The sequence below is a fragment of the Prauserella muralis genome, assembly GCF_003202285.1.
Taxonomy (GTDB): domain Bacteria; phylum Actinomycetota; class Actinomycetes; order Mycobacteriales; family Pseudonocardiaceae; genus Prauserella_B; species Prauserella_B muralis.
In genome coordinates, this window is sequence record NZ_MASW01000006.1 from 662,226 (window position 1) to 688,517 (window position 26,292).

The 26,292-nt window shown below is 71.7% G+C and carries 26 protein-coding genes; 9 read left to right on the forward strand and 17 right to left on the reverse strand.

Annotation, left to right across the window (positions count from 1 at the left end; genetic code table 11):
* Positions 1-17 precede the first annotated feature (17 nt).
* A complete protein-coding gene (gene ilvA, locus BAY60_RS28670; protein WP_112284675.1) occupies positions 18-1,223 on the reverse strand; it encodes a threonine ammonia-lyase in 1,206 nt (401 codons plus the stop codon).
* A 110-nt stretch (positions 1,224-1,333) separates the two neighbouring features.
* Here ilvA and BAY60_RS28675 point away from each other — a divergent pair, with 110 nt between their 5' ends.
* On the forward strand, positions 1,334-1,600 hold the full coding sequence (locus BAY60_RS28675) for a hypothetical protein (protein ID WP_112284463.1): 267 nt from the start codon (positions 1,334-1,336) through the stop codon (positions 1,598-1,600).
* A gap of 8 nt (positions 1,601-1,608) precedes the next feature.
* On the opposite strand, the gene BAY60_RS28680 is transcribed toward BAY60_RS28675, so the two are convergent.
* From BAY60_RS28680 to BAY60_RS28695, 4 genes are all read right to left on the reverse strand, one after another.
* Positions 1,609-2,766, reverse strand: a complete 1,158-nt coding sequence (locus BAY60_RS28680) for a cystathionine gamma-synthase (RefSeq protein WP_112284464.1) — start codon at positions 2,764-2,766, stop codon at positions 1,609-1,611.
* Between the two features lie 21 nt (positions 2,767-2,787).
* A complete protein-coding gene (locus tag BAY60_RS28685; protein WP_112284465.1) occupies positions 2,788-3,267 on the reverse strand; it encodes a hypothetical protein in 480 nt (159 codons plus the stop codon).
* 66 nt (positions 3,268-3,333) lie between these two features.
* Positions 3,334-4,719 carry a hypothetical protein gene (locus BAY60_RS37380; RefSeq protein ID WP_112284466.1) on the reverse strand — a complete coding sequence of 462 codons (1,386 nt, stop codon included), beginning with the start codon at positions 4,717-4,719 and terminating at the stop codon, positions 3,334-3,336.
* A gap of 239 nt (positions 4,720-4,958) precedes the next feature.
* The gene (locus BAY60_RS28695; protein ID WP_112284467.1) at positions 4,959-6,329 is read right to left on the reverse strand and encodes a cystathionine beta-synthase; all 1,371 of its coding nucleotides are present in this window, start codon (positions 6,327-6,329) and stop codon (positions 4,959-4,961) included.
* Between the two features lie 121 nt (positions 6,330-6,450).
* Between BAY60_RS28695 and BAY60_RS28700 the strand changes: the two genes are divergently transcribed.
* Both BAY60_RS28700 and BAY60_RS28705 read left to right on the forward strand, forming a co-directional pair.
* Entirely contained in the window at positions 6,451-8,307 is a 1,857-nt protein-coding gene (locus BAY60_RS28700) for a bifunctional metallophosphatase/5'-nucleotidase (RefSeq protein ID WP_425466492.1), read from the forward strand.
* A 125-nt stretch (positions 8,308-8,432) separates the two neighbouring features.
* The gene (locus BAY60_RS28705; protein ID WP_112284468.1) at positions 8,433-9,653 is read left to right on the forward strand and encodes an acetyl-CoA C-acetyltransferase; all 1,221 of its coding nucleotides are present in this window, start codon (positions 8,433-8,435) and stop codon (positions 9,651-9,653) included.
* A 145-nt stretch (positions 9,654-9,798) separates the two neighbouring features.
* Here the strand turns inward: BAY60_RS28705 and BAY60_RS28710 are convergent, their stop codons facing one another.
* Positions 9,799-10,521: an LppU/SCO3897 family protein gene (locus tag BAY60_RS28710; RefSeq protein ID WP_211330488.1), complete on the reverse strand. Its 723-nt coding sequence runs from the start codon at positions 10,519-10,521 to the stop codon at positions 9,799-9,801.
* A gap of 82 nt (positions 10,522-10,603) precedes the next feature.
* On the reverse strand, positions 10,604-11,422 hold the full coding sequence (locus tag BAY60_RS28715; protein WP_112284469.1) for a Bax inhibitor-1/YccA family protein: 819 nt from the start codon (positions 11,420-11,422) through the stop codon (positions 10,604-10,606).
* A 261-nt stretch (positions 11,423-11,683) separates the two neighbouring features.
* Here BAY60_RS28715 and BAY60_RS28720 point away from each other — a divergent pair, with 261 nt between their 5' ends.
* From BAY60_RS28720 to BAY60_RS28735, 4 genes are all read left to right on the forward strand, one after another.
* Positions 11,684-13,093: an MSCRAMM family protein gene (locus BAY60_RS28720; protein ID WP_112284470.1), complete on the forward strand. Its 1,410-nt coding sequence runs from the start codon at positions 11,684-11,686 to the stop codon at positions 13,091-13,093.
* Positions 13,090-13,839 carry a class F sortase gene (locus BAY60_RS28725; protein WP_112284471.1) on the forward strand — a complete coding sequence of 250 codons (750 nt, stop codon included), beginning with the start codon at positions 13,090-13,092 and terminating at the stop codon, positions 13,837-13,839. The genes BAY60_RS28720 and BAY60_RS28725 overlap by 4 nt, the downstream gene beginning before the upstream one ends.
* Positions 13,840-13,917: 78 nt before the next feature.
* Positions 13,918-15,912, forward strand: a complete 1,995-nt coding sequence (locus BAY60_RS28730) for an SDR family oxidoreductase (protein ID WP_112284472.1) — start codon at positions 13,918-13,920, stop codon at positions 15,910-15,912.
* A gap of 119 nt (positions 15,913-16,031) precedes the next feature.
* Entirely contained in the window at positions 16,032-17,057 is a 1,026-nt protein-coding gene (locus BAY60_RS28735) for a coiled-coil domain-containing protein (protein WP_245992843.1), read from the forward strand.
* A gap of 6 nt (positions 17,058-17,063) precedes the next feature.
* On the opposite strand, the gene BAY60_RS28740 is transcribed toward BAY60_RS28735, so the two are convergent.
* The 6 genes from BAY60_RS28740 to BAY60_RS28765 all read right to left on the reverse strand — a co-directional run bounded on the left by BAY60_RS28740 (position 17,064) and on the right by BAY60_RS28765 (position 22,152).
* Entirely contained in the window at positions 17,064-18,056 is a 993-nt protein-coding gene (locus tag BAY60_RS28740) for an ABC transporter substrate-binding protein (protein ID WP_112284473.1), read from the reverse strand.
* Between the two features lie 77 nt (positions 18,057-18,133).
* Entirely contained in the window at positions 18,134-19,510 is a 1,377-nt protein-coding gene (locus BAY60_RS28745; RefSeq protein WP_112284474.1) for a PP2C family protein-serine/threonine phosphatase, read from the reverse strand.
* A complete protein-coding gene (locus BAY60_RS28750) occupies positions 19,507-20,505 on the reverse strand; it encodes an ATP-binding protein (protein ID WP_112284475.1) in 999 nt (332 codons plus the stop codon). The genes BAY60_RS28745 and BAY60_RS28750 overlap by 4 nt, the downstream gene beginning before the upstream one ends.
* Positions 20,505-20,927: an anti-sigma regulatory factor gene (locus tag BAY60_RS28755; protein ID WP_112284476.1), complete on the reverse strand. Its 423-nt coding sequence runs from the start codon at positions 20,925-20,927 to the stop codon at positions 20,505-20,507. The genes BAY60_RS28750 and BAY60_RS28755 overlap by 1 nt, the downstream gene beginning before the upstream one ends.
* Positions 20,924-21,286, reverse strand: coding sequence for an STAS domain-containing protein (locus BAY60_RS28760; protein WP_112284477.1), 363 nt, complete (start codon positions 21,284-21,286; stop codon positions 20,924-20,926). The genes BAY60_RS28755 and BAY60_RS28760 overlap by 4 nt, the downstream gene beginning before the upstream one ends.
* 5 nt (positions 21,287-21,291) lie before the next feature.
* Positions 21,292-22,152, reverse strand: a complete 861-nt coding sequence (locus tag BAY60_RS28765) for an STAS domain-containing protein (protein ID WP_245992844.1) — start codon at positions 22,150-22,152, stop codon at positions 21,292-21,294.
* 153 nt (positions 22,153-22,305) lie between these two features.
* Here BAY60_RS28765 and BAY60_RS28770 point away from each other — a divergent pair, with 153 nt between their 5' ends.
* A complete protein-coding gene (locus BAY60_RS28770) occupies positions 22,306-22,671 on the forward strand; it encodes an STAS domain-containing protein (RefSeq protein ID WP_112284479.1) in 366 nt (121 codons plus the stop codon).
* Positions 22,672-22,756: 85 nt separating this feature from the next.
* Positions 22,757-23,707: a LysR family transcriptional regulator gene (locus BAY60_RS28775; protein ID WP_170160589.1), complete on the forward strand. Its 951-nt coding sequence runs from the start codon at positions 22,757-22,759 to the stop codon at positions 23,705-23,707.
* Positions 23,708-23,890: 183 nt separating this feature from the next.
* Here BAY60_RS28775 and BAY60_RS28780 read toward each other — a convergent pair whose 3' ends face one another.
* The 4 genes from BAY60_RS28780 to BAY60_RS28795 all read right to left on the reverse strand — a co-directional run bounded on the left by BAY60_RS28780 (position 23,891) and on the right by BAY60_RS28795 (position 26,264).
* Complete coding sequence (locus BAY60_RS28780) at positions 23,891-24,649, reverse strand: SDR family NAD(P)-dependent oxidoreductase (protein WP_112284481.1); 759 nt, start codon at positions 24,647-24,649, stop codon at positions 23,891-23,893.
* 20 nt (positions 24,650-24,669) lie between these two features.
* Positions 24,670-25,074, reverse strand: coding sequence for an arsenate reductase ArsC (locus BAY60_RS28785; RefSeq protein ID WP_112284482.1), 405 nt, complete (start codon positions 25,072-25,074; stop codon positions 24,670-24,672).
* A gap of 105 nt (positions 25,075-25,179) precedes the next feature.
* Positions 25,180-25,590, reverse strand: coding sequence for a four-helix bundle copper-binding protein (locus BAY60_RS28790; protein ID WP_112284483.1), 411 nt, complete (start codon positions 25,588-25,590; stop codon positions 25,180-25,182).
* Between the two features lie 101 nt (positions 25,591-25,691).
* Positions 25,692-26,264: a TetR/AcrR family transcriptional regulator gene (locus BAY60_RS28795; protein WP_112284484.1), complete on the reverse strand. Its 573-nt coding sequence runs from the start codon at positions 26,262-26,264 to the stop codon at positions 25,692-25,694.
* Positions 26,265-26,292: the final 28 nt, after the last annotated feature.

A 26,292-nucleotide genomic window follows, 5' to 3' on the forward strand; every position in this document is an offset into this window, starting at 1 on the left:
CCCGGGGAACCGGCGTGTCACGGCATCACGGTGTAGCCGGCCCGCTGCAGCTGGGCCGCCACCTCCGTGCAGTGTTCGGGGCCTCGCGTCTCCAGCTTCAGCTCGATCTCCACCTCACCGATCGCGAGCCTGCCCGCGATGCGCGAGTGCTCGATGTCCAGCACGTTGGCGCCGAGTTCGCTGACCCGGTTGAGGACACCGGCCAGCGAGCCGGGCCGGTCGGGAACGCACAGCCGCAGGTTCAGGTACCGGCCCGCCGCGGTCATGCCGTGCTGGATGATCTGGAGCAGCAGCAGCGGATCGACGTTGCCACCGGAAAGCACCGCCACCACCGGCGCCTCGAAGGCACCGGGATGTTCCAGCAGCGCGGCCACCGCCGCCGCGCCCGCGGGTTCGACGACGAGCTTGCGCCGCTCCAGGCAGTTCAGCACCGCCCGCGACAGGGACTCCTCGCTCACCGTCAGCACGTCGTCCACGAGCGAGGACACGTGCTCGAACGTGACCGGTCCCGGCTGCCCGACCGCGATGCCGTCGGCCATCGTCTGCATGCTGCCCAGCCGCACCGGCTCACCCGCCGACAGCGACGGCGGATAGGCGGCCGCGGCCTCCGCCTGGACACCGACCATCCGCACCCCGGGCTTGAGCGCCTTCACGGCGCTGGCGACGCCGCCCACGAGGCCGCCACCGCCGGTGGCGACGAGCACGGTGGCCACGTCGGGCACCTGGTCGAGGATCTCCAGGCCCACCGTGCCCTGCCCCGCGATGATGTCGGCGTGGTCGAACGGGTGGATGAACACCGCCCCGGTGCGTTCGGCGAAGGCGGTCGCCTGGGCGAGCGCCTCCTCCAGCACGGCGCCGTGCAGGTGCACGTCCGCGCCGTAGGCCTTGGTGGCGGCCAGTTTCGGCAGCGGCGCGCGCTCCGGCATGAACACCGTGGCCCGCGTGCCGAGCAGGGCCGCCGCGAGCGCGACCCCCTGCGCGTGGTTGCCCGCGCTCGCCGCCACCACGCCGCGCTCCTTCTCGGCGTCGCTCAGGGCGTGGATGCGCGTGTACGCGCCGCGGATCTTGAACGACCCGGTGCGTTGCAGGTTCTCGCACTTAAGGTGCACCGGCCCGCCGTGCGCGGCTTCGAGGTCACGCGCGTGCTCCATGGGCGTCATCCGGACCACGGGTTCCAGCAGCCGCCGCGCCTGCTGGATCCGGTCCACAGTCACCAGCCGCATCACAGCAGATCACCCCCGATACGGCGGGTAACGCGGTGGTCACGTGCATGAGAACGGTCACGATTGGGTACCCTTGGTGCCGGAGCGGCACGAAACGAGGAGACGGCGCCATGGCACAGGGCATCACGCGCGGTTCGAGATCCGCGGGCGTGCTGCCGCTGCTGGCGGGCATCACGTCCGCGCTCGCGCTCACCGGCGCGGCCGTCTACACGGTCGGCCAGGTCTCCTGCGCCGAGCCGGGACAGTACGTCCGCCACGACGACCACGTCGAACTGGTCGGCAGCTGTGTCGACGGCAGCCGGCTGCCGCAGACGGGCACCGGCGGGCCGAAGACCGGCGTGTCGGGCGCGGTGCTGCCCGACAACTACCGTCCCTGATCCGCCGCTCATCCGAGTGCGCCGTTGAGATCGGCCAGCAGGTCACGCGCGTTCTCGATCCCGACCGACAGCCGCACGAGCTCGGCGGGGACCTGCAGCAGTGAGCCGGCGACGCTCGCGTGTGTCATGCGACCGGGATGCTCGATCAGCGACTCGACCCCGCCCAGCGACTCGGCGAGCACGAAGAGCCTGGTTCCTGCCGCCACCTCCAGCGCGGCCTGCTCGCCGTCGGCGTGGTTGAACGACACCATGCCCCCGAAGCGGCGCATCTGCTTGGCCGCCGTCGCGTGGCCGGGGTGCTCGGCGAGGCCCGGGTAGTACACGCGGCTCACCTTGGGATGCACGGCGAGCGCCTCGGCGATCAGTTCGGCGTTGTCGCAGTGCCGCTCCATGCGCACGGCCAGCGTCTTCAGCCCGCGCAGGGTCAGCCACGCGTCGAAGGCGCCCGGCACCGCACCCGAGGCGTTGCGGAGGAAGAACAGCTGCTCGCGCAGCTCGTCGGAGTCGGTGACCACCGCGCCGCCCACGACGTCGGAGTGGCCGCCGAGGTACTTGGTGGTGGAGTGCACGACGATGTCGGCGCCCAGCTCCAGCGGTGTCTGCAGATACGGCGTGGCGAACGTGTTGTCCACGACGAGGCGGGCGCCGCCCGCGTGTGCCAGTTCGGCGAGCGCCGTGATGTCGGCGATGCCGAGCAGCGGGTTGGTCGGTGACTCACACCAGACGAGCTTGGTCTCCGGCCGGATCGCCGTGCGCACCTCGTCCAGGTCGGACAGGTGCGCGACGCTGTAGTCGACGCCCCAGTGGGTCAGGACCTTGTCGATGAGCCGGAACGTGCCGCCGTAGACGTCGTTGCCCAGCACCAGGTGGTCGCCCGGCCGCAGGGTCGTGCGCAGCACCGCGTCGCTGGCCGCCATGCCGGAGCCGAACGCCAGCGCGTGCCGGGCGCCCTCCAGCGCGGCGAGCGCCTCCTCCAGCGCGGTACGGGTCGGGTTGGCGGTGCGCGAGTACTCGTAGTCGCCCTCGCGGGTGCCGCCGACGCCGTCCTGGGCGTAGGTCGAGGTCTGGTAGATGGGCACGATGACCGCGCCGGTCCGGGGGTCGGGCTTTTGGCCCGTGTGGATGGCGCGGGTCTCGAAACCGAGGTGGGCGGGGTCGTGAACCATGGATCCCACCCTAAGGGCGGTTCACCCTTCGCGCCGCCGCCGTACCCACCTGCCCGTCGCGGGCACGAGCGCGAGCGTCAGCGTGACGGCGGCGGGCACGCACAGCACGAGCACGGCCGCGCCGCCCGCACCGATGAGGGCGCCGGTGCCGGTGCCGAACTCGTGGTCGGCCGCGCCGCTGCCCAGCGCCCACGTCACCATCGTGGCGAAGTAGGCGACGGCGAAGCCCGAGCCGAGCGCGACCAGCAGCCTGCCCGCGGGCCTGCGCCGGACGAGGAGCACGCCACCGGGCAGCAGGAGCGCGACGAGCACGACGTTGGCGGCGAGGCCCGCCATCGCGATCGGCTCGCCGGCGACGGTGCCGATGCGGCGCAGCAACGCGATGGCGCCCAGCAGGTGAATGGCCGCGCCGATCAGCGCCAGCGCGGCCGCGGCCAGTGCCGAGGCGCCGCTCGCGGGTCTGCCCGGCGGCAGGTCGTGCGGGTGGCGCGGATGGGTCATCCGGGCACAGTAATGCCCCCGGCCGCGGGGCCGGGGGCATTACTCGGTGCTATGCGTGGCGGATGGTCACCACTGCTGCTGCGGCGGCTGGCCGGGCTGCTGTCCCGGCTGGCCGTAACCTCCGGGCTGGCCGGGGGGCGGACCGCCGAAGCCGCCCGGCTGCTGCGGCGGCTGGCCGTAGCCTCCGGGCTGACCGGGCTGCGGGAAACCCCCGCTGTTCGGGTTCGGGCCACCGGGCTGGCCGAAGCCACCCGGCTGCTGGAAGCCACCCGGCTGGCTCGGCGGGCTGTACCCGCCGGGCTGCTGCGGCGGCTGGCCGAACTGGCCGGGCTGACCATACTGGCCGGGCTGGCCGTACTGGCCGGGCTGACCATACTGGCCGGGCTGGCCGAACTGACCCGGCTGACCGGGCTGGCCGAAGCCACCGGGCTGACCGAAACCACCCGGGCCGCCGGGGCCGCCGAAGCCGCCACCAGGACCACCCTGGCCACCGCCGAGCCCCACGTAACCGGCGGTCTGCGGCAGCAGGGCCAGCACCCCGACAGCCAGGACGAGAACACCGAAGATCAGGTACATCACCGGCGTGCCGACGGACGCGCTGGCGCCGGATGCCTCCAGCTGCCTGGCGAAGTCGTCCTTCACGCTCGTGCCGATCATGAGCAGGATCGCGAAGATCAGCATCACCGCGCCGCCCGCCGCGGTGACGATGGGCGCGAGCTTCTTGACGATGCCGCCCATGCGCCCGGCGAGCACGATCAGCACGCCGCCCGCGAGTGCCGCGAGCGCGCCGATCAGCATCATGATGATGTAGAACATCAGCGTGCCGGGCGAGGCGATGCCCGCCCGCTCGAGGAACTGGTTCGCCGCGTCCGCGTTGGGCGCGGTGTCCAGCAGGTCGGACAGGTCGCTGATGTCGCCCATGTCGACGAACGCGAAGACCAGCGCGATGAGGCCGAGCAGCGCGACGACGCCGCCTGCGATCATGCCGTAGGTGTTGTTGCCACCCGCACCACCCGCGGCGGGGCCGCCGAAGCCGGGAGGCGCGCCGTACGGCTGTCCCGGAGGCGGGCCACCGAACCCGCCCTGGCCCTGTGACGGGTCGTAGCCGCCCGGCTGACCGAATCCGCCGGGCTGCCCCGGGGGAGGTCCGCCGAAGCCGCCCGGCTGCTGCGGCGGCTGGCCGAAGCCGCCGGGCTGCTGCTGGCCGAAGCCGCCCTGGGGGTTCATCGCGGCGGGGTTGTCGGCGGCGCTGGGCGGCGGCGCGTACGGGATGGCGGGCGGCGGCTGCGAGCCAGGGGGCACGAGCTGCGTCGACTCCGCGCCCTGCCCCTCCCCGGACTGCTGCCCGGCCTGGCCCGGCTGCCCTGGCTGCACCACCTGCGTGGGCTCCGGGGTGTCGCCGAACTGCTGCTGCTGTTCCCCCTGCTGCGACGACTGCCCTGGCTGCACCACCTGAGTCGGCTCCGAGGAACCGAACGGGCTGTCTTGCTGTGGTTGAGGACCACTCGGCGGGCCCTGGGGCGGCTGCTGTCCGCCACCCCAAGACTCGTTCGGTGGCTGCGGAGCGCTCATGTGGGTCTTGAACCCCCTTGACGAGGACCTTGGTGTTCGCTGGCGGACACGCTATCGGATCGCGGCGGCAATCGCTCGTAACGCCCCAGCCAGTCCGCACGATGTGAGCTATTCGGGGTTCAGTGTCCCGAGATGAAGGCCAGCAGGTCCTGCCGGGTGACGACGCCCGCGGGCTTGCCGCCTTCGAGCACCAGCGCACCGTCGGCCGTGGTCAGGGCCTTCATCGCGGAACCCACCTGCTCACCGGCGCCGATCGTGGGCAGCGGCGGCGACATGTGCGCGTCCAGCCGGTCGGCCAGCGCGGCCTTGCCGGTGAACAGCGCCTCGAGCAGGGCGCGTTCGTTGACGGCGCCCACCACCTCGGCGGCCATGACCGGCGGCTCGGCGTTGACGACGGGCATCTGGCTCACGCCGAACTCGCGGAGGATGGCCACCGCCTCGGCCACCGTCTCGTTGGGGTGCGTGTGCACGAGGGCGGGCAGCCTGCCGTCCTTGCGGCGCAGCACGTCGCCCACGGTCGCCCCGGTGGAGTCGGGCGGCAGGAACCCGTAGGACGCCATCCAGGAGTCGTTGAACACCTTGCCCAGGTAGCCGCGGCCGCCGTCGGGCAGCAGCACCACGATCACGTCGTCCGGGCCGCACCGGCCCGCGAGCTCCAGCGCCGCGGCGACGGCCATGCCACACGACCCACCGACCAGCAGGCCTTCCTCGCTCGCCAGCCGACGGGTGATCTGGAACGACGTGGCGTCGGAGACGGCGATGATCTCGTCGGCGACCTGCCGGTCGTAGGTGTCCGGCCAGAAGTCCTCGCCGACGCCCTCCACCAGGTAGGGGCGTCCGGTGCCGCCGGAGTACACCGAGCCCTCGGGGTCGGCGCCGACGATGCGCACCCGCCCGTCGGAGACCTCCTTGAGGTAACGGCCGGTGCCCGAGATCGTGCCGCCGGTGCCGACCCCCGCCACGAAGTGGGTGACGCGGCCGTCGGTCTGCTGCCAGATCTCCGGGCCGGTGGTGTGGTAGTGGCTGGCCGGGTTCTCCCTGTTGGCGTACTGGTTGGGCTTCCAGGCGCCCTCGATCTCGCCGACGAGCCGGTCGGACACGCTGTAGTACGACTCCGGATGGTCCGGCGGCACGGCCGTCGGGCACACCACGACCTCGGCGCCGTAGGCCTTCAGCACGTTGCGCTTGTCCTCGCTGACCTTGTCGGGGCACACGAACACGCACTTGTAGCCCTTGCGCTGGGCGACCATGGCCAGCCCCACCCCGGTGTTGCCGGAGGTGGGCTCGACGATCGTCCCGCCGGGCCGCAGTTCACCCGAGGCCTCGGCGGCCTCGACCATCCGCAGCGCGATGCGGTCCTTCACGCTGCCGCCCGGGTTGAGGTACTCGACCTTGGCCAGCACGAGTGGGCTGACGCCTTCGGCGAGCGCGTTGAGCCTGACCAACGGGGTGTTGCCCACGAGGTCGATGACGTGTTCGGCGTAATCCATGCCCTCAGCGTAAACAGTGCACCCGCTCCGCACAGCGGCCCTCCGTGACGGATTGTCCGAATAGGACCCCTGTGCTTAGCTCATCGGGGTCATACGTTCGAGTGACCTCCGAGGAGCCCTGTTGAGACCCGTGCGGACACACCAGTTGCGAGCCGTATTCACCACGGTCGCCACCGCCCTCGCCGCCGCGCTGCTCGTCACCACGAGCACCGGGCCGGCGTCCGCGAACCAGCACACCCCCGCGCCCGCGTTCACGCTGAGCGTGCTGTTCACCAACGACATGGAGTCGGCGCTGCTCGGCGTCGCCGGCGACGGCACCGACGAGGGACCGATCCTCGACGGTGGTCCCCACCCCTACGGCAGCCCGTCCCGGGTGAAGACGCTGATGGACACGCTGCGTACCGAGGCCACCACCGGCAGGCCGGAACCCGGCCAGGCGGTGCGGCGCGGAGAGATCACTCTGTCCGGCGGCGACAACTTCCTGGCGGGGCCGGAGTTCTCCGCGAGCCTGGAGCGCGGGGTGCCGTTCTACGACGCGCTGGCCGTGCGCGAGATCGGCTACGACGCGAGCGCCATCGGCAACCACGAGTTCGACTTCGGCCCCGACGTGTTCGCCCAGTTCCTGGAGAGCATGGGCGGCTCGCTCGAGTTCGTCAGCGCCAACCTCGACTTCTCCGGCGAGCCGGTGCTCGACGCCCACGCCGACGACGGGACGATCGTGTCCAGCAAGGTGCTGCGCACGCGCGGGGAGCGGATCGGCCTGATCGGCCTGACCACCCCGGAGCTGCCCGCGATCTCCAGCCCGCGCGGGGTGCGGGTCAGCGGCGAGCTGGCCGAGATCGCCAACGGCCTCGCGGGCGACTTCGCGCGGCGCGGGATCGACAAGGTCGTGCTCGTGAGCCACTTGCAGGACATCGACAACGAGTTGGCGCTCGTGCCGCACCTTTCCGGCGTCGACGCGGTGGTCGGCGCGGGCGGCGGCGAGATCCTCGCGGGGCCCGGCGACCGGCTGATCCCCGGCGACGTGGCCGAGCGGGGCTTCCCGCTGTACGCCGACGACGCCACGGGCAGGACCGTCCCGGTCGTCACCACCACCGGCGACTACAAGTACATCGGCAGGCTGGTGCTGAACTTCGACCGCCGCGGTGAGGTGATCGGCGTCGACGAGGCGCGGACCGGCCCGGTGCGGGTGTCCGGCGTCGGCCCGGACGCCGTCGCGGGCGATCCCGGCGTGCGTGCCCAGGTGGAGAAGCCGGTCGCCGAACACCTGGAGACTCTGGCCGAGACGGTGGTGGCCACGAGCGAGGTGCCGCTCAACGGCGTCCGGGCCGACATCCGCTCACGGGAGACCAACCTCGGCAACCTGGTGGCCGACAGCCTGCGCTGGGCAGGCACGCGGCAGGCGGCCGAGTACGGTGTCACCCCGCCGCAGGTGGGCATCCAGAACGGCGGCGGCGTGCGCAATGACTCGGTGCTACCCGCGGGTGAGGTCACGGCGCTCGACACCTACGAGATCGCGCCGTTCTCGAACTTCGTGGCCGTGGTGCCCGAGGTGCCCAGGGCCACGTTCCGGCAGCTGCTGGAGCGGGGCGTCGCGGCGGCACCGGGCGCGGCGGGCGCGTTCATGCAGGTCTCCGGCGTCTCGTTCACCTATGACCCGGCCAGGCAGGCGCAGGTGGTCGAGGAGGGCACCAACACGGTCGTCACGCCTGGTGAACGCGTCCGGGACGTGCGGCTCGACGACGGCACGGTGGTGGTGTCGGACGGCCAGGTGGTCGAGGGGCCACCGATCTCCGTGGCGACCAACGACTTCTCCGCGCGGGGTGGCGACGGCTACCCGTTCGGGGACCTGTCGTTCACGCCGGTCGGCATGACCTACCAGCAGGCGTTGCAGCAGTACCTGGCCGACGGCCTCGGCGGCACCGTGACCGCCGAGCGCTACCCCGTGGGCGGGACCGGCCGGATCACGGCGCTGTAGTGCGCTGACCAGCGGCCCGTAGGTGCCTTCGAGTGTGTTCGGCGGCACCTACGGGTTGCCTTGTGGCCCCTGAAGGGCAGGATGTACCTAAGCACCCGCTTAGCCGACCCGAAGGAGTGTCCACCATGCCCGAAGCCGTGATCGTCTCCGTCGCACGCTCGCCCATCGGCAGGGCAGGCAAGGGGTCGCTGGTGGATATGCGGCCCGACGACCTCGCCACCCAGATGGTGCGTGCGGCGCTGGACAAGGTGCCCCAGCTCGAACCCACCGAGATCGACGACCTGATGCTCGGCTGCGGCCTGCCCGGCGGCGAGTCGGGCTTCAACATGGGCCGCGTCGTCGCCGTCCAGCTCGGCTACGACCACCTGCCCGGCTGCACCATCACCCGGTACTGCTCCTCGAGCCTGCAGACCACCCGGATGGCCCTGCACGCCATCAGGGCAGGTGAGGGTGACGTCTTCATCTCCGCGGGCGTGGAGACGGTGTCCCGGTTCACCAAGGGCAGCTCGGACTCGTGGCCCGACACGCACAACCCGCTGTTCGCCGAGGCCGAGGAGCGCACTGCGAAGACGGCCGAGGAGGGCTCCGACACCTGGGCCGACCCGCGCGAGTCGGGCAAGCTGCCCGATGTCTACATCGCCATGGGACAGACCGCCGAGAACCTGGCGCGGCTCAAGGGCGTCTCGCGGGAGGAGATGGACTCCTTCGGAGTGCGCTCGCAGAACCTCGCCGAGAAGGCCATCGCCGACGGCTTCTGGGCCAAGGACATCACGCCCGTGACGCTGCCGGACGGCACCGTGGTGAGCAAGGACGACGGCCCGAGGGCGGGCGTCACGATGGAGGCCGTCGCCGAGCTCAAGCCGGTGTTCCGGCCCGACGGCCGCGTCACGGCGGCCAACTGCTGCCCGCTCAACGACGGCGCCGCCGCGCTCGTGGTCATGAGCGACACGAAGGCCAGGGAGCTCGGCATCACGCCGCTGGCGCGGATCGTGTCCACCGGCGTGTCCGGGCTCTCGCCCGAGATCATGGGCTACGGCCCCGTCGAGGCGTCCAAGCAGGCGCTCAACCGCGCGGGCCTGACCATCAACGACATCGACCTGGTGGAGATCAACGAGGCGTTCGCCGCGCAGGTCATCCCGTCGTACCGCGATCTGGGCATCGACATCGAGCGGCTCAACGTCAACGGTGGCGCGATCGCCGTCGGCCACCCGTTCGGCATGACCGGAGCGCGCATCACGTCGACGCTCATCAACTCCCTGCAGCACCACGACAAGCAGTTCGGTCTCGAGACGATGTGCGTCGGCGGCGGTCAGGGCATGGCGATGGTGCTCGAGCGGCTGAGCTGAGCCACCACCGTCCTCGCACCTGTCCAACGACGCCGAATGCCCGGCCGGGAACCGGAAACGGTCCCGGCCGGGCATTTTTCCGTCCACTGAGGAATTCGAGACTCCCGGTCACGCGGCGACGGCGCGACAGGACAGAAGGCGCTGCCTACACGGTCCGCGGCTGGGAGAGACAGATGACCGTGGCGGGGCGGGAGTAGACGACGGCGTCCACCGCGTCGGTGCCGGAACACACCTGCTGGGGGTCTCCCGAGCCGGGGACGATCTTCACCGTCCTGATCTCGGCGCTCGGGTCGGTGCACTCCACGCGCTCGTAGCCCTTGGTCGCGGAACTGACGTTGGCGAAGCAGTCGCCGTCCTTGGCGTTGAGCATGAGGCACAACGTGTCGCCACCGTCGTAGGAGATCTGGTCGTAGTCGCCCTCCGGGCAGCGACCGTTCTCGCCCTCCACCCGGACGGCCACCTTCACGGTGGCCTTCGGATCGTCACAGGCGACCTTGCGCGGCTGTTCCTCGGCGTTGGCGGAGAACTCCGGCACGTCGAGGCACTCGCCTTCCTGTGCCGTCCCGCCGGAGTTCAGCCACCCGGCGATGCCCGCGGCGACGAGGAGAAACACGATGCCCGCGGCGACGGGCGCACCGATCTTGAGCCACAGCCTGCGTTTCCTCGGCGGCTCCGGCGGGGGCGGGAAAGCCCCGGGACCGTACGGCGGCTGCCCGTATGGCGGGTGACCGAAGGCAGGTTGCCCGTACGGGCCCGGCGGCGGGTGGCCAGGCGGCTGGCCGAACGCGGGCGGCTGGCCGGACGGCGGTGGCGCGTACGGGTTCGGCGGACCGGCTCCAGGCTGGCCGGGATAGGGCGGCACCGTCACGGCAGAAACCTAGCACCGCGCGACAAACACGACGAAGGGCGCCCGGTCGGTGCCGGGCGCCCTTCGTCCAGGAGTACGCGAGTTACTCGCTTTGCAGGTACGACAGCAGCCGCAGGATCTCCAGGTACAGCCAGACCAGCGTGACCATGAGGCCGAACGCCACGTACCAGGAGTACTTGGCGGGCACACCTTCCCGGATCATCCGGTCGGCCATGTCGAAGTCCAGCAGGAAGCTGAACGCGGCGATGCCGATGACCACGAGGCTGAAGATGATGGCGAGCGTGCCGCCGTCGCGCAGGCCCATGTTGACGCCGAACAGGCCGAGCACGAGGTTGGCCAGCATCAGGATCAGCGCGCCGCCCAGGGCACCGATGATCCACTTGCGGAGCTTCGGCGTGACCTTCACCGCGCCCGTCTTGTAGACCACGAGCATCACGACGAACACCGCGGCCGTGCCCAGCACCGCCTGCAGCGCGATGCCCGGGTAGATCAGCTCGAAGACGCCGGTGATGGCACCGAGGAACACGCCCTCGGCGGCCGCGTAGGCGAGCGTCATCGGACCGCTGGCGATCTGCTTGAAGCTGATGATGAGGGCCAGCACCAGGCCGACCAGCATGCCGACGATCATCGCGCCGGTGACGGCGCCCATCGAGTCGGCCGCGACCTGCGCCTGCGCCCAGATCGCGGTGACGACACCGACGAGCAGCGTGACACCGAGGCTCGCCCCGGTCTTCATCACGACGTCGTCAACGGTCATCGGGCGGTCGGCGGCGCCGGCGGGCGCCTGCGGCACGCCGGTGCCCGGCACCCCGCCCTGGGGCTGGTTGAAGCCCGCGTACTGCCCGTACGCCGAGGCGCCCCGCGGAAGGTTGCGGAACGCGGGGTTGCTAGAGGTTCGCACCTGATCCTCCTGGATCTCCTGGCACTTGCATGGGGTTTAACGACCGCGCGTGCCGGTCGGTTCCCGTGGGTCAGTAAAGCCGACTTTACCCACATCGGCCGCGAAGGGCGTGCACCCACCGTAAGCGGCGAGGTCCCGGATGGCCGCATCGGACATCCACCGCCTGGCCGATTGCCCTGGTCACCCTTCTCCCGCCATTCTCACCTGGCGTGCCGGGATCTTGACCGAACGCGTGTCGGGGTGTCCACGATCAAGGGGGTAATGGTGAGACGCACGACACGCCTGGCGACGGCCCTGCGGCTGCTGGCGGCGTTCCTGCTCGGCACGGTGTCGGTGGTCGCCCTCGCGCCTGCCGCGTCGGCCGAGGTCAGAGAGGGCATCGGCCATCGCACGTCGCCAGGCCAGTCCTGGGGCGACCGGGACCGCGACCACGACTGGGTGGGCTCCTATGTCGTCGGCGGCAAGCAGGTGTTCTGCGTGTCGTTCGCGCTCAAGGCCCCGGACAGCGGCGAGGCGTACAAGCCCGGCGACGAGCTGCTGACCAAGTGGGGTGGCAGGCTGCCTGCCGACGTCGCCGCCAACATCTCGTACCTGCTGCTGCGCTACGGCGACACGAAGAACCCCGACGAGGCCGCCGCGCTGGCGCACCTGCTGCACTCGTGGACCGCGGCACCCCGCACCCCCGCCGACCTGGACCCGGGCAAGCCGTTCACCGAGATCGGCTACGACGTCGACTTCCAGTTCGGCAAGCTGCCGCAGGGCGCCAGGCAGGCCGTGCAGCGGCTGCGCGCCGACGCCGAGGCCAACCGGGGCCCGTGGACGGCGACGCTGACCGCTCCCGAACAGGAGCAGATCATCGGCAGCCCGGCCGACTGGACCCTCACGGTGCTCAACGCCGAGGGCGAGGGTGTGCCCGGCGTGCCGGTCACGCTCGCGGTCGCCGACGCCGAACTCGACGGCGAACAGACCGTGACCACCGGCGACGACGGCACCGCCACGCTGCGGGTGACCGCCACCGGCGAGCGCCCGAAGGTCACCGGCACGCTGTCCGCCCCCGCCGAACGGCCGTACGTGCAGGACCCGGTCACCGCCGACACCCAGCGCGTGGTCTCCACCGGTGGCGAGCAGGAACTGGTCACCGAGGCCACCGGCACCGCCCGCACCGCGCCCGGCACCGTGCGGGTCGCCAAGGTCGACGCCGACACCGGTGACGGCATCGCCGGTGTGCCGCTGCGGCTCACCGCGAAGGACAGGACCTCGCCCGCGCTCGGCCAGGACGACCAGCCCCTCGTCGGCGAGGACGGCAAGCCCGCCGTCGTCACCACCGAGGGCCGGGACGGCACGGCCACCGTGGACAACCTGCGCACCCCGCAGGAGATCTGCGTCGTGGAGGTGAGCCCGCCCAGCGGCTACGACGACGCGTTCGACCCGGCCGACCCGCCGTCGGCCTGCGGCACGGTGCGGCCGGGCGAGACGCTCGTGCTGACGGTCGCCAACGTCCCCAACGAGGTGCCGCGCACCATTCCCGCCGGGGAGCCGGACCGCGTCGCGCAGAGCGCCACCACCTGGAGCGCGCCCACGGAGGCGCTCGCCGGCATGGGCGTGCTCGCGGTCGCCGCCGCCGGGCTCGCAGGCTGGCTGGTGAGAAGGCGCCACCACCACCGCTCATGACGCACTCCAGGCACGGACGGCGCGGGTGGGTCACGGCCTACCTGCTGGGCATCGGCAGCGTGCTCGCCGCGGAGCTCGTCGTGCTGGGCGTCCTGCTCGTCCCGGCACCGACGGTGGCCGTGGCGGGCAGCGCGCAGCCGGCGACGACCACGCGGGCGGCGCCCGCGGGCACCGGCGAGCCCGAGGAAGCGCCCACCGCGACGAGCCCGGCGCCGCGGCAGGACCGCGCCACCAGCACCCGGCCGCGGCCACCGGCCCCGCCGCCCGCCGCCGAGCCACGGTCACGCGACGAGCCGGTGTCGAGCGGCAGGCGGCCCGGCACCCTCGCGCTGCCGGACGGCGGCACCGCGCGGCTCGTGCGGCAGGAGGTGGGGCCGGGCGCCGTGCTTCCCGTGCCGGAGCGCCTCGGCGAGGCCACCTGGTGGGGCGCCGGGCTCGGCGCGCCCAGCGGCGCCGGCGTGTTCGCGGGTCACGTCAACTGGAACGGCCGCACCGGCCCGTTCGCGGAGCTGTGGAACGTGCGCATCGGCGAGCGGATCACGGTCACCGACGCCGCGGGCACGGTGTGGCGCTACGCAGTGGCGCAGATCGTCACCCTGCACAAGGACGAGCTGCCCGCGAGGGCTCCCGAGCTGTTCAGCCAGAGCGGGCCACACCGCATCGTGCTCGTGACGTGTGGAGGGCAGTGGCTCGGGGGAACCACCGGCTACGCCGACAACCGGGTCGTGGTCGCCGAACCCGCCTGATCGCCTCGCAAGGGCCGGAACCGGCTGCGACAATGCGCGTTGTTTCCTCGGCGACGTTCCGCGGCGAAAGGGCAGGCAATGGCGACGTACCTCGTGACAGGCGCGACCGGGCTGATCGGCCGCCACTTCACGCAGCTGCTGCTGGACCGGGACGACACCGAGCGGGTGGTCCTGCTCGTCCGGGAGACCTCCCGCGACCGGCTGGCCGAGCTGGTGCGGCAGTGGCCCCATCCGGAGAAGGTCATGCTCGTGCTCGGCGACCTCTCCGCCGAAGGGCTCGGCGTGGACGCGCAGACCCGGGAGGACCTGCGCGGCACCGTCGACCACATGGTGCACCTCGCCGCGCTCTACGACCTCACCGCCGACGACGAGGCCAGCATCAGGGCCAACGTCGACGGGACCCGGCACGTCATCGAGCTGGCCGCCGACCTGGGCGTCGGATGCCTGCACCACGTGTCGTCGGTGGCGGTGGCCGGCGACTACGCGGGCGTGTTCACCGAGGACATGTTCGACGCGGGCCAGCGGCTGGTCACGCCGTACCACCGCACGAAGTTCGAGGCCGAGCGCCTCGTCCGCGAGCAGCAGGACGTGCCGTGGCGGGTGTACCGGCCCGCCGTCGTCGTCGGCCACTCCGAGACCGGCGAGATGGACAAGATCGACGGGCCGTACTACCTGTTCAGCGCCATCAGCAGGCTCGCGGGGCTGCCGAACCTGCCGGTCGTGGGGCCCGACATCGGCGACACCAACATCGTGCCGGTCGACTACGTGGCCAAGGCCCTGCTGGAGCTGGTCGGCACGGAGGGACTGGACGGGCGCGCCTTCCACCTGGTCAACCCCGAGCCCCAGCCGGTCGCCTCGGTGTACAACGCGTTCGCGAAGGCCGCGGGCGCCCCGACCATCGACGTGGAGCTCGACGAGCGGCTGTCCCGGGGACTCGTCGGCCTGGCCAAGCTCAGCGAGCACGTGCCGGGGGTGAGCATCGCGCGCGACGCGGTGCTGTCCCGCCTCGGCATCCCGCCGGTGCTGCTGACCACGCTGACCTTCCCCGCCGTGTTCTCGTCCGCGGCCACGCGCAGGGTGCTGGCCCGCTCCGGCATCGACGTGCCGCCACTGGAGCGCTACGCGCCGGTGCTGTGGCGGTACTGGCGTGAGCACCTCGACCCGTTCCGCGCCCGCGAGCACGGTCCTCGCGGGGAGCTGGACGGGCGCCGGATCGTCATCACCGGCGCCTCCTCCGGCATCGGCAGGGCCACCGCGCTCAGGGTCGCCGCGGAGGGCGGCGTGCCCCTACTGGTCGCCCGCCGCAGGCACGAGCTGGAGGAGGTGCGCGACGAGATCGTCGCCGCGGGAGGCCAGGCATCGGTGTACCCGGCGGACCTGACCGACGAGGAGTCGGTGCGCAAGGCCGTCGACGCGATGCTGGCCGACCACGGGCGCGTGGACATGCTGGTGAACAACGCGGGGCGCTCGATCCGCCGGTCCGTGAGGCTGTCCTACGACCGCTTCCACGACTTCGAGCGCGCCATGGCCATCAACTACTTCGGCGCCGTGCGGCTGATCCTGGCGCTGATGCCGCACATGACCGAGCGCAAGTTCGGCCACATCGTCAACGTCTCCTCGATCGGCGTGCAGGGCATCGCGCCGCGCTTCTCGGCCTATGTGGCGTCGAAGGCCGCGCTCGACTACTTCAGCAAGATCGTGGCCACGGAGACCCACGGCGACGGCATCACGTTCACCACGATCCACATGCCGCTCGTGCGCACGCCGATGATCCGCCCGACCAAGATCTACGACGCATTCCCGACGAAATCGCCGGAACAGGCGGCGGACATGGTCGTGCGGGCGCTGAAGAACCGGCCCAAGCACATGGGCTCGCCGGAGGGCTACCTGATCCAGGCCGCGTACGCGCTCGCGCCTGGTCTGGTCGACGCGATCGCCTACGAGGGCTACCGGATCTTCCCCGACTCCACGGCGGCGGGTGGCACCGGCAGGCTGAACATCGGCAAGGGCGAACGGCACCTGTCCAGGGCCGCCGCCGCACTGGTGAAGCTCACCCGTGGCTTCCACTGGTGAGTCCACAGTCGGTAATCGGCTTGTGCGGCGACAACACGAAATCTGAGGTGGACACACGCCACCCGGCCCTTCGGCCTGCCTGACGGCGACGACACCGCGTACGCGGGTACGGTCGGGGCATGGCTTCCGAGCAAGACAACCGCCTGCTGCCGCTGCGGCGGGAGTTCGCCCAGGCGTGGCACGGATTCGACCGCAACCAGGTGCTGCAGTACCTCGATCATCTCGAGGCACAGCTGCGCCGCGTGGTGGCCGACCGCGACGCGTCGATGGCGCAGGCGAGCACGATGTCGCGCGAGCTGGAGAACGCCCGCAGGGAGATCGGCAAGCTGCAGAACCGCGTGGAGGAGCTGAAGAAGCCCCCGGAGCGCATCGAGGATCTCGACGAGCGGATGCAGCGCACCGTGCACCTCGCCAACACGCGCGCCGAGGAGATCGTGACGCGCGCGCAGGAGGCCGCGGAGAAGAACTGGGCCGAGAGCAGCGAGGTGTCCAACAAGCTGCACGAGCGGTACATGAAGCTGCTGGAGACACTGGACACCCACGCCGAGCAGCTGCAGCGGGAGCACCAGGAGGCGCTGGCCGCGACGAAGGCCGAGGTGGAGAAGATGACCACCGACGCCGTGCGGCGCAGGGAGCGTCTCGACGCGGAGGCCGAGCAGCGGCGGCGCACGATCGAGCGCGAGTTCGACGCGAAGATGACCGCCGAGCGCAACGCTCTGGACAAGCACATCGCCGACCAGAAGACCGCGAGCAAGAACGCCGCGGAACGGCGCATCGCGGAGGCCACGGCGGAAGCCAAGCGCCTGGTTGACGAGGCCACGGCGAAGGCGAAGGAGCTGGTCGAGCAGGCCAGGCAGGACGCGCAGCGGCGCACCACGGAGGCCAACACCACGGTGGAGCGCCTCACCAAGATCCGCGAGGAGGCCAGGGCGCGGCTGCGCGAGGCCGACGAGGTGCTCAGGGAGGGCGAGTCGGCGCTGGTGCCGGTGCAGGACGAGGACGACGAGCTGGCCGACGTTCCCGCCTCGGCGAAGCAGGGCAAGCCGGACGGCCAGGGCACGGCCGCCGGGCGCGAGGGCAAGCCGCGCCCCAGCCCCGGCGACCGGCAGAAGGCGTACTCGGCGGAGCACACCTCCTCGTCGTGACCCGCGTCAGGTGACCTTGCGCGACTTCTCCAGGTTGGCCGCGAGCCGGTCGATGGTGCGCGCCTGGGCGACGTAGTCCATCGCGCTGAACTCCCACGGGAACACCTGCCCTGCCGCGGCCGCGGGCAACCGGGCGAACGTCGGCTGTTCGAGCAGCTCCTTGCCGGTCATGGCGCGCAGCGAGTAGAGCACCACGTCGGTGCGGTGCTCGCCGATGTTCTCCCAGCTGACCTGCTGCCAGTAGTAGGCGTCGCCGCCGGGGTCCGGGTACTTCAGGCCCAGCTCGGTGTAGCTGCGCAGCGCCGGGTCGTCGACGGCCTTGGCGATGTGCACGCCCTCGGCGGGGTAGGCGGCGACGGCCATCGCGGTGAGCCCGGACCCGGTGGCCTTGCGCAGCCGCTGCCGGGCCGCATCGTAGTCCTTCCTGTGCCCGTCCAGGGTGGCGCGCGAGACGCCCACCGCGGAGGCGAACTCGGCGGTCCGGGCGACGACGCCGGTGGCGGAGCCGCGCATCGCCAGCGCCACGATGGGCGCGATGGCGGCGACCGTCTCCTGCTGCTTGAGGTCCTTGAAGCCGTACAGCGGCTTGGCGGCATCCAGCTTCCCGGAGCTGTCCACCGGGTAGGCGTGTGTGAGGATCAGGTCGGGCTGCTGCGCGGCGAGCGCCTCGACGTCGATCTCGCCGTAGGTCCGGCCCACCTGCGTGACCTTGGAGACGTCCCTGCCCTCGAAGTTCACGTCGTCCTCCAGCGCCGTGTAGCCGAAGGACGCGACGGGCACCACGCCGTAGTTCCACAGGGACGCGATGGCGTCGTTGAGCCCGGCGATGCGGGTGGGCCTGCGGTCGAGTTCGGCGGTCCTGCCGGTGTCGTCGGTGAAGGACCAGGCGCCGGAGCCGGACGTCGCCTGCCGGGAGCCGCCACCGCACGCGGCGAGCAGCCCCGTGGCGGTGAGCGCCAGGCCGCCGAGCACGGTGCGACGGGAGAGTGTCGAAGCCATGCGGGTTAACTTAGCCAACCCTAATTTGGCCGGAAAGCGAGTGTGACGAAGCCCGGCCGTGGCCGACCGCCCGCGCGTCAGCGCCCCGCCTCGCCCGCCCACCGGCACAGCAGCAGGCACACGTCGTCGTCGTGGTCGGTGTTGCCCAGCAGTTCGTGCAGCACGTGCTCGGCGCGCGCGTCGAGCTCCGGCAGACCGCACGTCCGGCAGGCCGTCGCGAGCCGCTCCATGCCGGCGTCGAGGTCACTGGACCGCCGCTCGATCAGCCCGTCGGTGTAGAAGGCGATCGACGAGCCCGCCTCCAGCTTGCGCTCGTGCTCGGGAATGTGCGGGTCGACGCCGACGCCCAGCATCGGCGCGTGGGCGGCCTCCAGGAAGCTCACCGCGCCGGAGCTCTCCTGCAGCAACGGTGGCGGGTGCCCGGCGCTGGCCCAGCGCAACACGCCCGTCGCGGTCTCGACCTCGGCGACGATCGCGGTGGCGAACAGGTCGGTCTGCCAGCCGCGCAGCACCTGGTGCACCAGGCGCAGCGCGGAGGCGGGCCCGTGGCCCTCGAGCGCGTAGGCGCGCAGGGCGTTCTGCAGTTTTCCCATCACCAGGGCGGCGTCGAGACCGTGGCCGGTGACGTCGCCGACGGTGAGCACCACGGTGCCGTCCGGACGCGCCACCGCGTCGTACCAGTCGCCGCCGACGTGCACACCCCTGGTCGCGGAGCGGTACCTGGCGACGACCTCAAGGCCCTCGTAGGGGGTCAGCGTGGGCAGCATCGCCAGCTGCAGCCGCTGGGCGAGCTCGTGCTCGCGCTCGTACTCCTTGGCGTTGCGCACGCCGATGGCGGCCCGGTTGGCGACGCCCTTGGCCAGGTTGACGTCGTCCTCGGTGAACTCGGCGGTGTCGCGGTGCAGGTCGAGCACACCGAGCACGTGCGGGCCGGTGACCAGCGGCAGGCTCACCCGGTGGGCGCCGTCGGTGACCGCCTGCCGCGTGTCGCGGGCCGCGCGGGTCGTGGCGTCCGGTCTCAGCCGGGGCTCGGCCGGACAGGCCAGGTCGTCGCCCGCGGCGAGCCAGCCCAGAATGCGGTCGGCGAACTCGTTGTCCCGCAGCAGCGCGGCCACCTCGTCCAGCAGCTCGGCGCCGTCGAGCGAGGTGGCCGCCGCGCGGCTGACGTCGTCGAGGAACGCCGTCCGCCGCCGCTGCCGGTCGATCTCGGCGTGCAGCGCCAGCAGGCCGGCGTTGGTCTGCTCGAGCTCCGACTGGTGCCAGCGCAGCTCGCGTTCGTGCTCGAGCACCACGTCGGTCAGCGCCCGCAGCACCCTGGCGAGCGGGCGCCGCTCGCCCTCACTGTCCAGCGAAGCCGCGACCTCGGGCCAGGCCTCGGGAGGCAGGTCCCGGCCATGAAGGATCCGCCGCACCTCCGTGGTGAGGTCGTCCTTGGGCTTCGGGTCCCGGTTCACAACGGGTCACCTCCGGCGATGGCCAGCACGCAAGCATCGTCGCGGCGCCGGCAGTACTGCCCCAGCAGCCAGCCCGCGACGATGGCGGGATCATGGTCGAAGACGTCCGGCCAGCTCGCCGCATCCCATCGCTCGGACACCCCGTCAGTGTGCATGATCAGCCAGCTGCCCTGCTGCCACGGTCGGACCGAGGGGAAGGTCCGGCGCCCGCGCAGCTGCCTGCGACCGACGATGCCCGGAGCCGACACGAGGCTCTCGTGCTTGCCTCCCGCCGGGTACAGCCGCGCCGTGATGTTGCCGACGCCCTGGTAGCGCAGCGTGCCCTCGACGATGTCGAACTGGGCGACGGCGACGGCAGCGCCGCGGGTCCTGGCGAGGTCGGCGTCCAGCGAGGAGAACAGGGCGTCCGGCGCCGCGGCCGGATCGGCCGCGACCCTGGCGATCGCGGCGGCCGCCGCGGTCGCCGCGTCCCGGCCGTGCCCGAGCCCGTCGACGACGACGGCCGTGGTGATGCCGCCGTGGCGCAGCACCGTGCAGGCGTCGCCGCTGAGCGTCTCCCCCGGCGCCGACACCAGCGCCGTCCCGAGGGTCACGCCGAGCGGGTCGGCCCCGGTGATCCGCCAGCGCGCGAGCGCGGTGGTGCCCGCACCCGGCACCGAGTACAGGTCGAACACGTCGGCCATCCGGCGGACGGCGCCGAGGCCGGTGCCCAGCGAGCCGTGCGTCGAGTAGCCGTCCCGCATGCTCTGCTCGACGTCGCGGATGCCCTGCCCGCGGTCGGTGGCGAGCAGATCGAGCGTGCTGGGGCTCCGGAACACGGTGAACAGCCCCTCGGCGCCGTACTTGACCAGGTTGCTCGCCAGCTCGGAGGCGGCGATGACGACGCGGTCGGCGATCCGGTCGGGCAGGCCGGCGGCCCTGGCCGCCGAGGCCGTGATGGTGCGGGCCACGCCGACGTGCACGGGTTCGGTCACTGTCAGCGAGGTCGGCGTCATCAGGTCGCCGCCCTGCCCGCCCGGAAGCCCACGGAGACGGTCGTGCCCTCGCCGGGCGTGGTGTGCAGGTCGAACTCGTCGGCGAGCCTGCGGGCGCCGGAGAGCCCGAGCCCGAGCCCGCCCGCGCTGCTGTAGCCGTCGGTGAGCGCGAGTTCGGTGTCCGGGATGCCGGGGCCCTCGTCCCTGAAGACGAGCCGCACCACGGTGCTCCCGTCGTGCTTCTCGAGCTCCACCTGCGCGGTGCCGCCCCTGCCGTGCTTGAGCGTGTTGCGCGCCAGCTCGCTGGCCGCTGTCACCAGCTTCGTCTGCTCCACCAGGGAGAAGCCGACGGACACGGCGACCTCGCGAACGGTCTGCCGCACATGGACGATGTCGATCTCCTCGCGGATGCGCAGCTCGTGCAGGGTGACGACACTCGTCATAGCGGCCTCACGCCGTCGCCGAACTCGGCCAGGCCGTCCGCCACGGTCAGGGCCGTGGCCAGGCCCGGAAGAGTCAACCCGAGTTCGACGAGCGTGATGGCCACTTCCGGACGCATGCCGACGATCACGGTCTTGGCCGCGAGCAGCTCCGTCGCGGCCGCGATGTCGTGCAGGGTCCTGGCCAGGAACGAGTCGACGATCTCCATCCCGGAGACGTCGATGAGCACGCCCCGGGAACTCCGCTCGGCGACGTTGGCCGCCAGGTCCTGCTGCAGCGCGACCGCGTCGTGATCGGTCAGTTCACCCTGCACGGTGACCAGGAGCACGTCTCCCATTTCGATGACGGAGGTCGCGCTCATCGCGACTACCTCCCCGGCTCGTTGTCGGAGCGGGTGATGGCCATCCCGATCTTGCGCAGGGCGTGGCTGAACGCGTCGGCCAGCGTGGCCCTGGTCGCGACCTCGCCGAGATCGATGCCCAGCTGCACCATCGTCTGGGCGATCTGCGGCCGGATGCCGCTGATGACGCATTCGGCGCCCATCAGCCTCGCCGCCATCGCCGTCTTCAGCAGATGCTGCGCCACCAGCGTGTCGACGGCCGTCACGCCCGTGATGTCGAGGATGGCCACCCGCGCCTGCTGGGCGACGATCTGCTGCAGCAGCGCCTCGGTGGCGGCCTGGCCCCTGCTGCTGTCCAGCGTGCCGATCAGCGGTATGGCCAGGATGCCGTCCCACAGCTTGATCACCGGGGTGGACAGCTCGGTCAGCTGCTGCCGCTGCGAGAGGATGGTGTCGGCGCCCGCCGACAGCTCGATCTCCAGCACCGCGATGCGCAGGGTGTTGATGGCCGTCGAGAGCGCAAGGGCCCCGGCGTTGGTGACGTCCTCGTCGTGGCCCTGCTCACCCCACAACCGCAGCAGCGGGGCCTTCAGCACGGTGACGTCCGGCCGGTCGCTGCCCGAGGGGCCACCCGCCGACCGCGACGCGAGCGAACCGAGCACCGTGCGCACCGCCGAGAAGCCGTCCGCCGAGGGATCCTCCTCGGTGCCGGTCTCGATCACCTGCCGGATCCCGGAAAGCAGCTCCGCGCACTCCTCGGCGGCGTCGGCGGGGCGCTTGCTCGTGAACACCGGCGTCGCGGCCCAGGCGCGTTCGATGTCGCCCCTGCGGATCTTGAGAAACTCCGTCAGGCCGTCTCGAACAGTTTGGTTGGTGCCTGCGATCACGCTCGCGCCTCCCGGTCCGGGTCTCCGCATGACTTTCCTCGCGCTGAGGAACTCGTTGCCTGCTGGCAAACTTAGGGCACAGCATGGCTGAGCCCGAGAGCCGGCACAAACGGTGCCCCGAGACACGTGGTGGTGACAGGAGAAATCGAGACGATGCACGACGGCGAATCCCGCCCGGTCACGGCCGCAGGCCCGACGGTGCGGACGGAACTGGCCGGAACCCGGGGACTGGTCGCGCTGAGCGGCGAGATCGATCACGACGTGGCCCCCCAGCTGGCGGCGGCGCTGGACGAGCTGATCGAAGGGGGCGCCCAAGGGCTGGTGGTCGACTTCACGCACCTGTCCTTCTTCGATTCGGCGTGCATCAGCGCGCTGGTCCGCGCCCACGAGGCGGTGTCGCAGCGGGGCGGCACGATCCGGCTGGTCAACGTGGACCGCTTCGCCCGGCGGGTCCTGCAGATCGCGGGGTTGCTGCCGTTGTTCGAGGTGGAACCGGCGGACGAGCCCGGGACGTCCTAGCGCGGCGGACCGGGGACGTGTGCGCCTCCGCCGGCCGCTCGGATCTGGTAGGACCACGGACGGTGTGTCGAAGGCGGGTGAGCACGTGGAGCTCCGGGAGGTCGAGGTCTTCCTGACGCTGGCCGAGGAACTGCACTTCGGCCGCGCCGCGCTGCGGCTGCACATCACCCAGGGCCGCGTGAGCCAGACCATCCGCGCGCTGGAGAGCGAGATCGGCGGCGCCCTGTTCGACCGCAGCAACCGGCAGGTCTCGCTCACGCCGCTCGGTGTCCGGTTCCTCACCGGCGCGCGCCGGGGCTACGACGAGCTGATCCGCACGCTGCGGGACTGCCGGGCCGCGGCGCGCGACATCACCGGCCAGCTGCGCATCGGCTACCTGCCGAGCATCGGCAACGGGCTGGCGGCCCGGATGGCGCTGGCCTTCGAGCGAAGCCACCCGGAGTGCAGGGTGTACCTGCACACCCTGCAGATGCGCCACAGCCTCGACCCGGAGCCGCCGCTGGTGAACGGGGAGACCGACGTGGTGCTGTGCTGGTCACCGGGCGGCGACGGCCGGGCCGTGGAGCACCGCAGGCTCGTGGTCGGCCCCGTGCTGGCCCGCGTGCCGAGGGCCGTGCTCGTCCCTGAGGACCATCCGCTCACCGCTCATGAGTCGGTGGAACTCGACGACCTCGTCGACTACGTGCTCATCAACCCCGCGCACACGGCACCGCAGCTGCAGCAGGAGTTGTGGACCCCGCGCGTCACGCCGAGCGGGCGCAAGCTCACCCTCACCGAGCAGGACGTCGTGGGGCTCACCCACCGGCCCGAACTCACCGCCGACGACGTGGGAACGCTCGTGGCCCGCGGCCATGGGCTGCACCTGACGGTGGCGACCCTGCTGGACAACGTCCCGTATCCCGGGCTGGCCGTGGTGCCGATCCGGGACATGCCCCCGATGGCGCTGGTGCCGGTATGGTCGGCGACGGCCGAGAACGCGACCATCCGAGCGTTCGCCCGTACGGCCGCCACCATTGCCAGGACCAGCGTTTATTAGCCGAACTAATGGTCGCATTAGCGATCGCGCATTGATCGCGTGTCACCCGGCCGGGCAGACTCGGGCCACTGCGGCAACCGATCTGGGCGACATCCTGCGCAGACCGGAACCGCGATCGGTCTCGGGTCGGCAGTCGCCCGGCTGGGGGTGCGGCTGCCGGCCCGCCAGACCCGTCCGCACCGCTCAGCTCAGGGTGTTTCCACCGTTGACCGCCAGCCGCTGACCGGTGATGAACCCCGCCCTGCCGGAGGCGAGGAAGGCCACGGCCTCACCGACGTCCATCGGCACGCCCAGATGACCCAGCGGCACCCCCGCGGCATAGCGATCCACCTCGTCGGCGGAGACGCCGTCGTGCCGCTCCGTCGGAATCCAGCCAGGGGCCACGAGGTTGACGGTGATCCCGTGACCGGCGAGTTCGCGCGCCCACGAGCGCATGAGCCCGAGCTGGGCACCCTTGGCCGCCACGTAGGCGCTGGAGTGCGGCACGCCCAGCTCCACCACCTCCGAACCGACGTGCACGATCCGGCCGTACCCGCGTCGCTTCATGCCCGGCACCACCTGCTTGGCGAGCAGCAACGGGCTCTTGACGAAGAACTCCAGCTGGTCGAGCACGGCGCGCCAGTCGAGTTCCTCCAGGTCGAGCAGCGGCTGCGGGCCGGTGGCGTTGAGCACCAGGATGTCGATCTCGCCAAGTGACGCGGTGACCCTGCGGCACAGCTCGGCGACGGCGGCCTCATCGGTGATGTCGGCGGGGAACACCTCCGCCCTGCCTCCGGCTCCGGCGATCTCCTCGCGCAGCGCGTCGGCCGCCGCCTTGTTGCGCGCGAAGTTGATCGCCACCGGCACGCCATCCCTGGCGAGTGCGCGGGCGATGGCCGCGCCCAGCCCTCGCGAGGCCCCGGTGACCAGCGCGACCCCGGCGTGCGACGTTCGGTTCTCCATGATGGCCCCCGGCGTCGCGCTCAGCCGTCGAGCAGGTCGCTGACGAGCGCGCGCACCCGCCGGTCGATGTCGTCGCGGATCGGCCGCACGTGCTCCACGGAGCGGCCCGCCGGGTCGTCGAGCTGCCAGTCCAGGTACCGCTTGCCGGGAAAGACCGGGCACGTGTCGCCGCAACCCATCGTGATCACCACGTCGGCTGCCTCCACGTCCGCTGTGGACAGTTTCGTCGGCACCTCGGCGGTGATGTCGAGGCCCCACTCGGCGAGTGCCTGCGCGGCGGCGGGATTCACCTTCTCCGCCGGTTCGGACCCCGCGGAACGCACGGCGATCCGGCCCAGCGCGTAGTGCTGGAGCAGCGCGGCCGCCAGCTGCGACCTGCCTGCGTTGTGCACGCAGACGAACAGGACCTCGGGTGTGTCGGGCACGGGATCTCCTCGAAGGCGCCGGATGCTGACGGCGGTGGTGCGGCGACGCGCCACCGCCCGCAATATATCACCAACGAGTGATATCAGTGCCCCCTGACGTATGGCCTAGCCGAGGGAGCCGATCAGCTCACGGCAGGCCTGTTCACAGTCCCGGCACGCCTCGGCACAGACCCGGCAGTGTTCGTGCCTGCCGGCATGCTGCTCGCACTCGTCGCCGCAGGAGCGGCACACGGTGGCGCACGCCTCCAGCACGGCTTGCGTGAGGTTGGCGTCGTAGCCGGTGTGCCGGGACAGGATGCGCGCGGTCGTCTCGCAGACGTCCGCGCAGTCGGCGTTGGAACGGATGCACTTGCGCAGCATCGGCAACTGGTCGTCGGCCTCCGAAAGGCAGGCGTCCGCGCAGGCCGTGCACGCCTGGGCGCAGGCAAGGCACGCCTCGATGCAGCGCACGAGCGCGTCGCGGTCGATGCCACCGAGGTCGGCGGGGTAGGTACGGGTCATCTCGGCCACCGGCATGAGCGTTGCCTTTCCCTGGGTATGCGTACTGTCCTCCGACGGTGTACCCGGCAAGGTGCAAGGAAACCCTCTGACGTCCGAGTGACCAGTGTGGACGGTCGTCACCGACGCCGGAAGAGCATGCCCGCGACCGCCCGCGCCGTCGTCTCCGGGTCGTCGGCGAAGCGGGGTGACAGCGCGCCGGTCAGGCACAGCGTGGCGAAGCCGTGCACGATCGACCACGCGGCAACGCCCGCGACCGCGAGGTCGGCATCCCCGGTTCGATCGGCCACGGTGGCGACGCCGCCGGTGAGCACCTCGGACGCGCGCGTGCTCGCGGCGACCACGGCCGGGTCGTCGGCGTGATAGAGGTCCGGGCGGAACATCACCTCGAAATGCGCGCGGTGCGCGATGGCGAAGCGCACGTAGGCCACTCCGACCTCCACGAACTCGCCGGTGCGGTCCCGGACCTCGGTCAGCGAGCCGGCCAGCAGGTCGTAACCCTCGGCCGCCAGCGCCGTGAGCACGCCGGCCTTGTCGCCGAAGTGATGGATGGGCCCCGCGTGCGAGACCCCTGCCCTGCGGGCCAGTTCGCGCAGGCTGACGCCCGCGGGGCCCGCCTCGGTGATGACCTCGACGGCCGCGTCGAGCACGGCGCGGCGGAGGTCGCCGTGGTGATATCGGCGGCTCGGCATGACACCAGCCTAGCGGCAATCTAGACAT

Excerpts from the sequence above, each read along its gene's own strand:
- ilvA (WP_112284675.1), bottom strand. The coding sequence starts at position 1,223 with ATGCGGCTGGTGACTGTGGACCGGATCCAGCAGGCGCGGCGGCTGCTG.
- BAY60_RS28675 (WP_112284463.1), top strand. The coding sequence starts at position 1,334 with ATGGCACAGGGCATCACGCGCGGTTCGAGATCCGCGGGCGTGCTGCCG.
- BAY60_RS28680 (WP_112284464.1), bottom strand. The coding sequence starts at position 2,766 with ATGGTTCACGACCCCGCCCACCTCGGTTTCGAGACCCGCGCCATCCAC.
- BAY60_RS28685 (WP_112284465.1), bottom strand. The coding sequence starts at position 3,267 with ATGACCCATCCGCGCCACCCGCACGACCTGCCGCCGGGCAGACCCGCG.
- BAY60_RS28695 (WP_112284467.1), bottom strand. The coding sequence starts at position 6,329 with ATGGATTACGCCGAACACGTCATCGACCTCGTGGGCAACACCCCGTTG.
- BAY60_RS28705 (WP_112284468.1), top strand. The coding sequence starts at position 8,433 with ATGCCCGAAGCCGTGATCGTCTCCGTCGCACGCTCGCCCATCGGCAGG.
- BAY60_RS28720 (WP_112284470.1), top strand. The coding sequence starts at position 11,684 with ATGGTGAGACGCACGACACGCCTGGCGACGGCCCTGCGGCTGCTGGCG.
- BAY60_RS28725 (WP_112284471.1), top strand. The coding sequence starts at position 13,090 with ATGACGCACTCCAGGCACGGACGGCGCGGGTGGGTCACGGCCTACCTG.
- BAY60_RS28730 (WP_112284472.1), top strand. The coding sequence starts at position 13,918 with ATGGCGACGTACCTCGTGACAGGCGCGACCGGGCTGATCGGCCGCCAC.
- BAY60_RS28735 (WP_245992843.1), top strand. The coding sequence starts at position 16,032 with ATGGCTTCCGAGCAAGACAACCGCCTGCTGCCGCTGCGGCGGGAGTTC.
- BAY60_RS28740 (WP_112284473.1), bottom strand. The coding sequence starts at position 18,056 with ATGGCTTCGACACTCTCCCGTCGCACCGTGCTCGGCGGCCTGGCGCTC.
- BAY60_RS28750 (WP_112284475.1), bottom strand. The coding sequence starts at position 20,505 with ATGACGCCGACCTCGCTGACAGTGACCGAACCCGTGCACGTCGGCGTG.
- BAY60_RS28755 (WP_112284476.1), bottom strand. The coding sequence starts at position 20,927 with ATGACGAGTGTCGTCACCCTGCACGAGCTGCGCATCCGCGAGGAGATC.
- BAY60_RS28760 (WP_112284477.1), bottom strand. The coding sequence starts at position 21,286 with ATGAGCGCGACCTCCGTCATCGAAATGGGAGACGTGCTCCTGGTCACC.
- BAY60_RS28770 (WP_112284479.1), top strand. The coding sequence starts at position 22,306 with ATGCACGACGGCGAATCCCGCCCGGTCACGGCCGCAGGCCCGACGGTG.
- BAY60_RS28780 (WP_112284481.1), bottom strand. The coding sequence starts at position 24,649 with ATGGAGAACCGAACGTCGCACGCCGGGGTCGCGCTGGTCACCGGGGCC.
- BAY60_RS28790 (WP_112284483.1), bottom strand. The coding sequence starts at position 25,590 with ATGCCGGTGGCCGAGATGACCCGTACCTACCCCGCCGACCTCGGTGGC.
- BAY60_RS28795 (WP_112284484.1), bottom strand. The coding sequence starts at position 26,264 with ATGCCGAGCCGCCGATATCACCACGGCGACCTCCGCCGCGCCGTGCTC.